The 12331-nt window shown below is 65.4% G+C and carries 8 protein-coding genes and 1 pseudogene; 3 read left to right on the top strand and 6 right to left on the bottom strand.

Annotation, left to right across the window (positions count from 1 at the left end):
- Nucleotide 1: 1 nt before the first annotated feature.
- The gene (locus ACZ68L_RS41540; RefSeq protein WP_469588686.1) at nucleotides 2-1816 is read right to left on the bottom strand and encodes a hypothetical protein; all 1815 of its coding nucleotides are present in this window, start codon (nucleotides 1814-1816) and stop codon (nucleotides 2-4) included.
- Nucleotides 1817-1960: 144 nt separating this feature from the next.
- Here ACZ68L_RS41540 and ACZ68L_RS41535 point away from each other — a divergent pair, with 144 nt between their 5' ends.
- Entirely contained in the window at nucleotides 1961-3907 is a 1947-nt protein-coding gene (locus ACZ68L_RS41535; protein WP_469588684.1) for a P-loop ATPase, Sll1717 family, read from the top strand.
- Between the two features lie 636 nt (nucleotides 3908-4543).
- Here ACZ68L_RS41535 and ACZ68L_RS41530 read toward each other — a convergent pair.
- Both ACZ68L_RS41530 and ACZ68L_RS41525 read right to left on the bottom strand, forming a co-directional pair.
- On the bottom strand, nucleotides 4544-4972 hold the full coding sequence (locus tag ACZ68L_RS41530) for a hypothetical protein (RefSeq protein ID WP_469588681.1): 429 nt from the start codon (nucleotides 4970-4972) through the stop codon (nucleotides 4544-4546).
- A 930-nt stretch (nucleotides 4973-5902) separates the two neighbouring features.
- Nucleotides 5903-6628 carry a hypothetical protein gene (locus tag ACZ68L_RS41525; RefSeq protein ID WP_469588678.1) on the bottom strand — a complete coding sequence of 242 codons (726 nt, stop codon included), beginning with the start codon at nucleotides 6626-6628 and terminating at the stop codon, nucleotides 5903-5905.
- Nucleotides 6629-7011: 383 nt separating this feature from the next.
- Between ACZ68L_RS41525 and ACZ68L_RS41520 the strand changes: the two genes are divergently transcribed.
- Entirely contained in the window at nucleotides 7012-7581 is a 570-nt protein-coding gene (locus tag ACZ68L_RS41520; protein WP_469588675.1) for a hypothetical protein, read from the top strand.
- An 835-nt stretch (nucleotides 7582-8416) separates the two neighbouring features.
- Here the strand turns inward: ACZ68L_RS41520 and ACZ68L_RS41515 are convergent.
- Nucleotides 8417-9166, bottom strand: coding sequence for a transposase (locus ACZ68L_RS41515; RefSeq protein ID WP_469588672.1), 750 nt, complete (start codon nucleotides 9164-9166; stop codon nucleotides 8417-8419).
- A 237-nt stretch (nucleotides 9167-9403) separates the two neighbouring features.
- On the opposite strand from ACZ68L_RS41515, the gene ACZ68L_RS41510 reads away from it, so the two are divergent.
- Nucleotides 9404-9721, top strand: coding sequence for a hypothetical protein (locus ACZ68L_RS41510; protein ID WP_469588669.1), 318 nt, complete (start codon nucleotides 9404-9406; stop codon nucleotides 9719-9721).
- Between the two features lie 681 nt (nucleotides 9722-10402).
- Here ACZ68L_RS41510 and ACZ68L_RS41505 read toward each other — a convergent pair.
- A pseudogene (locus ACZ68L_RS41505) lies at nucleotides 10403-11113 on the bottom strand (PaeR7I family type II restriction endonuclease).
- 162 nt (nucleotides 11114-11275) lie between these two features.
- Nucleotides 11276-11983, bottom strand: a complete 708-nt coding sequence (locus ACZ68L_RS41500) for a PaeR7I family type II restriction endonuclease (protein ID WP_469588666.1) — start codon at nucleotides 11981-11983, stop codon at nucleotides 11276-11278.
- Nucleotides 11984-12331: the final 348 nt, after the last annotated feature.

The following is a 12331-nucleotide window of genomic DNA, read 5'->3' as shown; positions in this document are numbered from 1 at the left end:
CTCACGTCTCGTCTACCTCATGCCAAGCCTCGGCGCCCCAGGTCCTCAGCCCGTCGGGCCCGTGCAGGTGATCCGTCCACACGCTGAAGAACTCCTCCCGCTGCTCCAGCCCCTGGCGCAGCATGCGCACACGCTGCCGTGCAAGCACGGAACCCTCGGTGCGCAACTCCCGCCTGCGGACCGGTACCCTCCGCCATTCATGCCAGGCCCACCCCGCGCAGCCAAGACCGAGGCATAAAGCGACGCTGCGTGCCGCCCCCGCTGCCGTGATGAAACCGAGGACACCGGCTACCAGACTCAGCAGGATGGCACCCCACAGCCGGACCGGATTGAGCCGCACCGCATCCACCTGCCGACCGGTACGCTCCTCTATTGCACCCTTCAGTTCGGCCACTAGCGGTCCGGCATCGACATCGGCTGACGGATCGGTGGGAACTACACCGCTCCACCCCTCCGTCCCGATTGCGAGTTCCCTGGGCAGCAGGTGCTGGGCCCGATCCGCACACTCTTGGGTGGCCTCCAGCACGCGGGGCCAAAGGGTGCGCAGGACCAATCGCCGAGCCTCGTCGCCGAGGAGGACAGACCGCGGCACAAAGACGGCGTTGACGAGGAGAGTGCGGAGGTCAGCGGGCCTGCGCGCGTCGTCGTCGACACTGACGGAACGGCGGGCTTCATCCGCATCTCCGCCGTGATCGATGACGCGGCGCAGGTACTCCATACGCCGGTCCAGCGCCCGCTCTTCGGCGTCGTACCGGTCGATCAGAGCCCCCAGTGCGCCCTCCGCATAGGTGCCCGCCTCAGCCCAGGCCGCCGGCTCAGGCGGGAACTGCTCTCGCAGGTACTCCAGAGCGGCGCCCGGGACACTCGCAAGCTCTATGCCTCGCCTGAGCTGGTCCCACTCCGACTCACACAACCGGCCCAGCGCGGGAAACGCGTCATTCCGCACGCGGTGCCGCAGCTCCCACAGATGGTCGGCCACCGGGTCGAACTCTCCGTTACTCCTGGCCAGATCCAATTGACCCGCCCAACGTTTCATAGCGAGTTCGGCATAAGTGTGCGCGTCGTCTCCAAGCTCCCGGCAAGCCACCGCATCCAGCACGATCTGAAAATCCTCGTCCAGGGCGTACGAGTCGATGGAGCGAAGGTACTGGTCCATCCGGCGAGCGGCCTCCTTGAACTCGCCCAGGCGGGAACAGGTCAGCGCGAAGAACAAATTGGACTTGGCCGGGTCGAGGGAAAAGGCTTGACTCACGGCGCGGCGAGCCCGCTGCACCTCACCCCGATGACGCGCGGCAAGCGCCACCACGGCCGGAGCCAGCCAATAGGACGGCTCCATGAGCAGACGCTCCGCAGCGCAGGACTCAACAGCAGCCGCATCGACCACTCCACGCTCCACAGCGTCACGTGTGAGTGTGTGCACGAGGCCATGGGCGAGAGCGCGTGTACGCCGACGCTGCTCGAAGCGGCTCTGCCAGTCAAGAGTGAGCTGTACCAGCTCGGCCTCGGCTGCGGCGCGCGCCTGATCCTTCACGTACCGTGCGGTGAATTCAGTGAAAACGTCACGGAGTTGCGCGACCGAGTCGTCAACAGCTCGCACGGACTGCCTCACGTCCAACACCTCTGCAGCGACCGCGGAGAGTTCACCACGCAGCCCCGCGATCTCCGCGTGCACCGTTGAGACGGCGATGTCGAGCGATTCGACCCCTCGCACCACGGTCCCCAGTGCCTCATCCTGGCGCCCCTGCCCGGCTTTCAGGTCACTGAAAGCCTCCGCCAACTCGCCTTCCAGCGGCTCGATCTCGAAGCCTTCACTCAACGTGTCCCCCCGCGTCATGCTCTCGGCCGGCCTCAGCCGTGCTCGACACTGCGTCCACCGCCACACCATTATCCGTTCGCATCGGCGCCCACACTCCCAAACAGCTAATCTGAGCGGCTGATACGCAACCGCTCAGGGGGAGCCGTGGAGCAGCCATACCAGCCCGTGAAGAGGCTCTTCTTCGGGCGTGACGATGCGGAGTCCGACTTCGCCGACGGCCTATTGCGCGACGGCTTCCAATCCACACATGCCTCGGAGGCCGTGCTCGCTGGGCGCAAGTCACTCGTCGTCGGGCGCAAAGGGTCCGGCAAAAGCGCGATCTGCGCCCATCTCGCGAGTGGCGGATATCCGGGACGAACTGCCCTGATCACACCTGACGACGCGGCCGGCGACGAGATCCGCCGCTTCGAACTGCAGGGACTGACCGCCGACACCGCCAAGTCCCTGATCTGGCGCTACGTATTCGCGGTACACACGGCCCAGTACGTCATCGAACACGCCGACACCCACAAGAAGTGGCGCACTCCCGCCTCCGTACGCGCTCTCAAGGACTTCCTCCAGGCCAACAACGAGGGCGACGACGGACGGCTCACCGACCGGCTGCGTCGCGGCACACGCCTGCTGCAGTCGGCGACACTGTCGGTCAAAATGTTCGGCTTCGAGGCGAGTGCCAGCGCCGGGGGCGAGCCAGGCACAAACGGCGGCTCAGAAGGCGCGCAGGCCACGAGGCAACTGGGCGCAATCGAAGCAGGTGTACGGACCGCCTTCGAAGACCTCGGCTGCGTCGCAGCGCGGGAGAAGCCGTTTCTTATCCTGGTCGACCAGCTCGAACAGGTGTGGCAGGGCGACTCAGACAGCCACGCGCTGGTCACCGGCCTCCTGCTGGGCGCCAAGCACGTCCTCGCGGCGTACGGACACGCCGTGCGGTGTGTGCTCTTCGTACGGGCCGACATCTACGACGCACTGAACTTCGCCGACGGGGACAAATTCCGCAGCGACGAAGTCCGTATCACTTGGAGCCCAGCCGCGCTTCGCGCTCTGGCCAGCGCCCGCGCCAGCCTGTCCCTCGAACGGCCGGTCTCAGAAAATGAGTTATGGGACGGCATCTTCCCTCGCAGGGTCGCCGGCGAGTGGACCCCGGACTACCTCGTACGGCGTACCCTCACCCGGCCCCGTGACATCATCCAGTTCCTCACGCTGTGCCGGGACGTAGCCGACCGTTCAGGACGTCCGACGATCCAAGAGGACGACGTCCTGGAGGCGGCCGAGCAGTTCTCCCGTTGGAAGCTCGATGATCTCGCCAAGGAGTACAACGTCGGATTCCCATTCCTACGTCCAGTGTTCGCGCAATTTGAGAACACCGGCTACGCCGTAGGCCGAAGCGACTTCACCACACAATTCGACGTGATCCGCGAAGCACTCCACGAGAGGTACTCCTCGTACGCAGAGCAGTTGAGGGCAACGTCTGTCATCGACGCCCTCTACGCCATCGGATTCCTGGGCGTGTGCCGTGGTGATGGGGTTGCGTACGCGGGCGACTCCCAGTGGCCCGTCCAGCCGTACGAGGAAGACCTGCGTATCCATCCCTGCTTCCGGCCCGCTCTCGGCTGTCGGAATCCGGCCGGAGCCAGCGACAGCACGGTGCACACGGGCCGCGTTTACCAGACGATGGTGGGAGCGCAGAATCACACTGCGTTTCTGCGGAACGTCTCGACGACCGACGCCGGGTTCCAGGCTGACCGGCACGTACGGCTCCTGGAGGAGACCGCACTCGCGCTGTCACGGCTACAACGCCAGCTCGCACGGTCGGACATGCCCGATGAGCCCCACGCCGAGGTACAGGAAGGCATCGACCTACTGAACGAACAGATCGACGCCCTACCTCTGCCGGGCTCCGGCCTGACCCTCGACATGGTGGAAGACCTGATCGGCGACGCCGCCGAGCGACTGGTCCGGTCTCATGCCAGGCTGAACGACCTTGGCCTCCGCGACGAGCCTGTAACCCTGCGCCTCGCCGACGAGGCGCGGGCGCTGAGACGGGCACTCGGAGGAGCCATCGGCAGCGGACGCGGCTCGGACTCCTCCGGCTGAAAGCACCTCCCTGAGATCCGCCGGCAGCTCACAGTCGACGACCTCGTGCATGGTTGCATTGAGGTCAGGGCGCCCCTGCCCGATCGTGCGGCGTTTCGCCGTAGCGGGGCGATTCCGAGACACAGCTGGTGATGGTGGGGCGGGCAGCCGCGTAGTGCATCAGGCACGCACCGGCGGAAGATCGAGGCCGGAAGGCAGGGGATGCGGGGTTTCACGCCTCCATTCACATGGCGAAGGCTCCCGCCAGAGCGGGAGCCTCGCGTTTTCGCAGGTCAGGAGGCTGTTACGAAAATGAGTTCAAGGTTGGACCCTCGGAATGCGCCTGAAGACACCGCGCTCTCCACATCCGCGCTGTCACCCTGCTGCTCGACGACAGCCCCATCCGCCTTCCCGGCGCCCAACTCTCAAGCACCGGCTCGTCACCGAACAGCCCACGCGGATGGAGCGCCAACATTCGAGCAATTAGCTCTTCCCCGGCACCTGGCCGGGGCCCAGCGTTCCACCGGTCCGGCGAGAACACTACGGTGCTGGGCGACGACTCGGGTGCTTCACTTCAAAAGTGGGCGTTCGAATCATCGAGCTATCGGGCGCCTTCCTGCGCCGCCTCCGTTGTCGAGCAGGAGACACGGCGCTGTCTCACTTCATGCCTCGGCGGATTTCTTCGACCAGGATGCCGTCCTGTTCGCTCAGCCCGAGGCCGGCCCACGAGGCGCCCGCAGCGGCGAGCACCTCGGCCATGGTGACCCTCCCTGGGAACTGGGCTTCGAGAGCGTCCAGGTCTCCCGAGCGCTCTGAGATGCGTTGCATGGACGCCGAGCGGGCGGCTTCGGCCGCAGCCGCCTCATCGACCCGCGTGCCAGCCTCCTCCATGGCGATCCGAGCATCAATCGCGTCCCCCTGAAAGACGTCCAAGGCCATGCTCACGACCTCCTGCACATCCAGATCGGGCCGCTCGGCGTGGACTTGGCGGAGTTTGCCCTCCAAGAGGAGCACGGAACTCTTCGGCAGGATCTCGCGTGCAGAGTGCAGGGTGCCGCTGAACTGAGCGTCGAACTGGCTAGTCATACCTGACAATTTAGCGGTACGGCGCGATCACGGTGGTGTGATCAGCGCACCCTCCGCGCACTCCGTAGCCTCAGATGATGTGACTGTCGACTTGGATGCTCGTTGGGTTGTTCGTAGGGAAGAGAGCGTCGCGTCCGTGGGACGCCTCGGATGAACTGCGATCCCTGATCGCGCCGTTGTTACCTCAGCCAGGGCCAAAACTGGTGACTGGTCGGCCGTGGGCGCCGGATCGCCAGGCGCTGTGCGGGATCCTGCTCGTGCCGCATACCGGGATCCAATGAGAGTACCTGCCGCAGGAACTGGGCCTCGGTTCGGGCATGAGGCTGGCGCCGGCTCCCTGCCTGGAACGAGGCTGGCGTCTGAGACCGGCTCCACCTCGTGCTGCGGGGCGAAGCTGCGAGCGGCGAGCGGTGAAACAGCTGGACTTGGCCGCGGGCAGTGATCGACCCCTCCCACGTCCGGGCTGCTCGGCGAGGCCCAAAAGCGGGCCCAGCGTGGTCGACCGCGCACGGCCGGGCAGCAAGCACCACATCCTCGTCGACGGGCAGGGCATCCCGCTGGCAGCGTCTCTGACCGGCGGAATCCGTAGCGACGTCACCCAGCTGATGCCTCTCCTGGCGAAGATTCCCTCCGTCCCTGGACTCGTCGGACGACCACGTCGATGGCCGGATCTGTGCGGTCCTGGACCGGGCGGTCCTGCACCTTGGCCAGCAGGCCGCTTCTCGCGAGATCGCGGAGGATCTGTCGCGTGTGTTTTTCCTCCGGCTCATGCCGGCGTCCCGCAGTGCGGTAAGCGCGCGCTGGGTGTCCCATAGGCCGCGACGCGCACGGATCGCCTTCTCCAGACTGACGCGCTGGATCGGTTGGTGATCGCTCACGGGTAACCCCTCTGTCAGGCTCGTGCGTCTCATAGGCGCGTTGCGTGGAGCTTCAGCAACCAGCGAAGTCGGGGGCCCATGTAAGGAGGATCCCGCTGGCCTCTGCGAGTGAGGCCCACCTCGGCTCGGTCGGCTGCTTCTCCAGCACCAAGACAGGACGCATTCGACCGCGCGTCCTTGCCAGTTGAAGCTGATGGGCATGGTCGAGGACCTGCCCGATCCCCAGCCGAATCTGCTGGTCTTCTCTCGCTCCGGCCAAACTCTTGACCTCGGCGATGAAGACGTCGTCGCCGCGTGACCAGCCTGCATCAAAGCGGGGAGCGTTGCGAGCGTGTCCGCGGAGTTCGACATGCTGGCGTGCCAGGTGCTCATTGAGTGCCGCGATGGTCGACTCATGTGCCTCCGTGCCCTTGTCGAGGTGGGAGAGGTCGAGCGCAAGTGCACCAGACTCATGGCGGTCGACTCGATGTCGCTGAAGCGGGCCGCCCAAGATCCCATCTCCAGCTTGAGAAAGGACGAGGACGTGATCGTCGCTACCTTGCGCCCGTTGCAGCTCTCGGCAGCGTGCAGCATGTCCGCTAATCAGGTCGGCGAAGCCGTCCCCGTCCACGACACATACATGGTGCCCTCGATCGCGCCAGTCCGCCGCGGTCACCAACTTCTGGCTGTACTCCCGCTGTGTGTCGGTAACAGCTTGGCTGGCGAGATCGCCATGAACAAAGACTGTGATCTTGCGGGAGAAGTCCGGCTTCCAGTTCGCGCCGCGCTGTTCGGCCATCTCCCTGCAGTCCTTTCGAACCGTCCACTCGCCATCGATGAGAACTCTGCCCGTGAAGCAGAGTGTCTGACCGCTGAGCGAGTGAACCCAACCATCGCAGAGCTCACCGTCCATGAGACCCCCCTCTATGTCCTCGCGTGTATCCTGCCGCATCACGGCACCCAGATCTGGGGCCTCGCGCGGTCATCAGAGGAATGGTCAAGACCTGTGGATTGGGGCAAGGTCGGATACTGATCCGGATGTTGCAGTCGGCGGGTTGCTGCGTTGCGAACACGGCGGCTTCGCCCCCGCTCAGCGAGCAGGCTGAGGGCCTCGGCTGAGCTGACGATCTGTGCGGCCGATGCTGTGCGCTGGAACCAGTCGGATGAAAAGAAGGGTGACGGGTGGACGGCGAGTTGATCACTGCGATAGTCGCGGTGGTCGTGAGCGTGGTGGGCATCGTCTACACGTCGGTGCAAACGAAGACGGCGAAGGATGCCGCGACGGCCGCACAGGATCAGGTGGAACTGATGCGGCGACAGATCGAGGCGGAGGAGAAGGACCGCTTCGAGAACAGAGGGCCCGTCTTCTCCATGGAGCGGGCCTACACCGACGAGTCGGACGTAAACGTTCCGCGCGCTCTGGTGAAGATCGAGCAGGGATCTGGACCGCGGCTCGTCTCTGTGGTGGTCAGCGCTACAGGGAGCGGCGTCGAGGGAATGCGGGGCGCGCACGACCCCCATTCGGGCTGGGGATACCGGCGGGAGCCGTCGATCGACCTGGGGACGTCGACTCCCGGTGCACTGCACGACGTGTATGTGGACCTCGACTACCATACGCGCGAGACGGGCGTGCACCTGACGCTCGCATGCGTTGATGAAGCAGGTGCACGCTGGGTGCGTTCACTCGGCGCGCGGGTGGAGCCAGAGCCCGAGCCTCCGCGAGGTCCAGACCGACACCGCTTCCGAGTATAAGGAGGCCCACGGAACTGGCCTCCTCGCAGTCAGATGATGAGCCCACAACGATGGTGTTGAAGGCCCCGGCCCGAGCACGCCAAGGCCCCGTCCTCGGTTCGCGGACGGGGCCAGGTTGGTCCTGTCAGATCCAATAGGTCTAACTCGTCGGGCTGACGTGCTTAGTCAAGGGCGGACCCTACGCCGAGCCCAACCACGGAGACACACAGCCCTGCTCCTCACTCGCCAGGCACTCGGTCCAACGCAGCCCCCGGCGTCGGGGTCACCAGCAAGCTGCGCGTTCTCCTGGTGCTCATCGTCGCGGTCACCCGTCGACGGGCCAGCCCCGAAGGGCCGGCGGGCGCTGCTGGCCCCGTCACGGCCCGTCAGCGGCGGCCTTCAGCGGCAGGGCAACGGCCACAAGTCCGCCGGTCGCATACCTTCCGGTGGCGGCTCGCCCCAGCGCCGTGACCGCCATCGGTGTTCGTATCACAGCTGGGGTCGGGAACCGACTGTGGGAACAATCCCAGTGCACGACGCAGCGCCGAGCGGCCCGCGGTGAGGTTCCCGGGTACCTCCGGGTTGGCCAGCAGCTGCAACGCCTCCGCCAGCACAGCCCTACCCTGGGTGTAGCCGGGAAACTCGCGAACGGAGACTTCCGGGGCGCGAAGCCGGTCTGCAGCATCGGCGGCCCCGCGCCGCTCCCGGGCGCCAGGCTCGTCTTGCCATGTCCGCATCCCTTGAGGGCTCCTCTCACTCGTACTATTTCGATCCCTTGTAGACCGAGCAGCGCGAGTATTCCGCAAGGACATCCCCGCAGCTCACCCGGACGGAGAAATGGACCCACTGAGCGTTTTCAGCGTTGCCTCTCCAGGGTGAGGACGGCTTTGGCGATGACGCTCATGCGGTTGGGGCTGATACGGGATCTCCGGAAGATCTGCCATGACTTCAGCCGTGCCATGCCTCGTTCGACGGGTGCACGGGCTGCGGAGAGGGCCCGGTTCACGGTCTGCTCGGTGGTGGTGAGTTCGCCGCCTGGTGGGCGGCGCTTGGCGGTGGTGACCCAGTCGCCGGCGCCGACGTAGGCCATGTCGGCGAGGATCGGGACGCCCTGCCGCGCACAGATCCGAAGGATCTTGTGGGTGCGGGCGGCTGTCAGATCGTGGGTCCGGCCCGGCAATGCCGGCGACAGCCAGAGGATCTCTCCGCCGGGGTCTGTGACGACCTGCAAGTTCACCCCGTGCCGCTTGTGCTTCGAGGAGTAGTCGGCCCTGCCGTCACCGACGCGGTCGCACTCCGCGAGCGTGCCGTCCAGGAGAACGAAGTCCGGATCGTGTGCGCGCAGCGTCTTCAGCAGGCCCGGTGCCCGCTCGGCGAGCAGCCCGGTGACCGCGGTGACGTAGGCATGGGCGGTGCCGACCGATATCCAGAAGGCCGAGGCGATACAGGCCAGGGTGTCGTGGCAGCGCAGGTACACGAGTGCGATCAGCGCACGCCGGTGCGGCGGGAGTTTGCACCGGCGGTCACCTTCATGGGTGACGATGAGCATCGTGACCCACTCGACCAGGGCGTGAGGCAGGTCGAGTGCGGCAGGATACGGAACCAACAGGGCTCCTGTGTTGTTGATCTGAGACGTCGAACACCTCCCTCAACGGCACGGGAGCCCTGTCCGTTGCGCACTCCGATCCCACACCGCCCTGTCACCCGATCAGTGGCAACGCTGAAAACGCTCACTGAGCCCAATGGGTCTAACCGTCGCTGCCCTGTGTCAGCGTTCCGCTGACGTGCTGACCCCATAACGTCTGTGTGGTTGACGCGTTGGCAGTGCATGACGAACGCGAGGTTGACGCAGCTGCGTCGCACCACCCGTACGGTGCCCGCCCGGGCGCAGGCCCGCCGCGCGGCGCAGGAGAAGCCTGAGGCCGCCGCTGCCGAAGCCGCCGCGCCCGCCCGGCGCCCCCGCCGCATCGCCCGCCAGCGCGCTCCCCAGCGGGTCCAGATGTCCGTCCGGCTCCTGCTGGAGGACGACGTCCGGCTCGACGCCGCGCTGGAGAAGACCGAGCTCTACCTGCAGGACGGCGTCACCGAGGCGCTGCGGCTGTGGTTCAAGAAGCTGAAGATCCCCGTGCTGCCCGTGCCGGATCCGTCCCCGCGCGACTGAGTCCGCGATCCGCGGACGAACAGCGGCCCACACCCATCGGGTGGTGAGGCGGGCGGTGCGCCGGGCCAAGCACGGCGGCGCACGGCCCCGCTCCCCTACGCTGAGCACGTGACCTGACATATCGGTCGCGGCGGGCGTTCAGGCGAGCCCCACACAGCGATCCCCAACCTGCGTGAATACGAAGTCCCCGGGCCTCCCCGATGACGGTGACCCGCTCGATCGGGTCCACCGAGGTCCGCCCGGCGGCAAAGGCGAAAGCCGCGCAGCGCCCCACACGGCGCTCCCAGGCCCGCGGACCGCTGATCTGTGCCTGGTGCGGTCAGCCCATCGTCGGCAAGACCGAGCGCAGCACAGAGTCCGGCGCTCGCCGCGAGCCAGTGCACGTCAAGGGCTCACGCCCCAGTGAGAAGGCAAAGCGCCCTACCAAGCCCGACCCCGCCTCCACCCCTCCGCGGTCCCGTGGCGGGACTGCCAGCCCGTACAAGAACCTCAACACCCGGCCGTCCCCTCGGAGCAGTGGCTGGAGGTCACCTGCCCTCGGTGCGCGGCGCCTCCCGGCATGCGCTGCGCGGTCCGCACCGTCCAGGGCACATCGCAGCCAGCACTTCCCGGTCATCTTGCCGACGCCGACCACCGCCCTGCGGCCGCGACCGCGCCTCCGGCACCACCCGCTGGAACGGATTAGAGCCCAGGCTCCTTCTGTACGTGTTTCGTGAGCGACTCAATGAATCCCGCGAAATTTAGCTGCGGGTCGGGCTGGCTGATGGGTCGCCCTGGATCTTTGGGGGCCAACACAAAACAGGCGGAATCGTAGAGTTCATCCTGGACAAGCCTGCGGCAGAGCACTTGATAACGGTCAGCGTAGGAAGGTCGGCCCTCAAACGCCTCATCCACTTTGAAGCTCGGCTTGAAGTCTCGTTTCGCGCTCTGCGTGGATCCTTCTGCATCCTCCAATACGAAGACATATCCGAGCCAGGGTCGGGCATCACCCAGTAGGCACTGGGAAATGGCGCGTTGAGTATCTACAGCGCTACCGATTGCTTCTTCTGTCCGGTTATTGAAGTTGTTACCGAACGATGGCCCGGACTGCGACTTGAACTCGACAGCCGCAACCAGCTGGGTTCAATTCTTGACGATGAGGTCCCATTGCTTGGTTGGCCGGTAATAGCCCGGCAGCTCCGCCTTCTTACCCAGAAAAATCGAACTGGCCGGGTAGCCGAGGACGTCCACGAAGTGCTCCACGATCAGTTGCGTCAGAGCATCGAGGTGGGCACCACCTGTGACGGCACCCCGGAGCCCTGCATCCTGCTTCCCCTCGGCGATCTGCCTCGCCGTCTGCTGCTCTCGCGTCTCCCAGTACTTCCGGACTGCGAGTTCGAATTTTCCGTCCATGGCCCCACCACGATCGGCGTGCAGCCAACGGGCAGGCCACACGAATCCAGCGCAGCTCTCGACGCTGCGGGCCTCGAACACCAAGGCCAGCGATCAGGCTAGTGGACCATACCGTCTCGGCGCATGAAGTAGCTGAAACAGAACGCCAGTGCCCGTCTTGGCTCAGGTTCTGTCGGCGCAGTACTTTACGAGATAGCCATCCAGGGATGCCATAAAGCTACCAAAATCAATCCCAGCACTGGGATCAGGCTGCTTGACTACGGCGCCAGGGTTTGTATTCGAGAGGAGGAAACACGCTCCATCGTAGAGCTCGGTCTCCAACAAGCGTTCACAGAGCAGGCGATAACGGTCTTCATACGAGGGGTGAGTCCCATAAGCGGGATCCGTCGGGAGAGCAGCAGTCACTTCCTGCCGGGCAGGACGCGTCGACTGAATCGCCTCTTCCAGGATGAAAAAATAACCGATCCAGGGCCTATGGGCGTCTCCCCTGTCCCTTCCGAGCAGCCCCTTCTTGTGGGCGAGCCGCAAGTCTGTAGCGCTCCCGATGGCTTCCTCGTTTCGATTGTTTGCGTTATTGCTGATCTTCTCCACAGACTGAGATTTCATCTCAATGGCAAAAACAAGGCGGTCGTCATCCAAGGCCACGAGGTCCCAGTTCTTGCGTGGCCGGTAGACCCCAGGAAGTGTGGCGTCCGCGCCCCTCAAGAAGGTGATGGATGTGCCCTTGCAAGCCTCGATCGCGGACTCGATCACGAGGTCTTCGACCGCAGCCATGTGCTTCCCGCTTTGAGTGCCATGCGAACGGGCCGCCCACATCGTGTGGACGGCCCGGTTCAAGGCGTCGTTGTCCCAGTTCGGTTGGTCGCTCATCGATCCCCCATGTAGGCGTCAGTCCGGGATGCGCTCGATCCCGTAGACGCGGAGGGCCGCCTCCGTGGCAGCTTGCACATCGCGGTGGTCAAACGCGTGTGCCAACGCTAGAGCATCGGTATGACAAATGGTCTCGGGGTGAGGAACTCGGATGCGCCTCAGGTATTGGGCCTGGAAACGGAGTGTGCCGCCCCGCATTCTCACGGCGTACGCCTCAACGAAGGTCTGGGCCACACGAGACAGGAGGAGCCCCCCTAGTAGTACTTCGTTAGGTTGCGCTTCTGTGGTGGCGGCGTTGTCGTTGTGTGTTTGGGTAAGTCGCGGTGGCAGGTGGGGCATTGGCCGGTC

Source organism: Streptomyces sp. NPDC104309, from assembly GCF_055584025.1.
The sequence above is the reverse complement of the archived record's forward strand: the minus strand, read 5'-3'. Positions and strand labels throughout refer to the sequence as shown.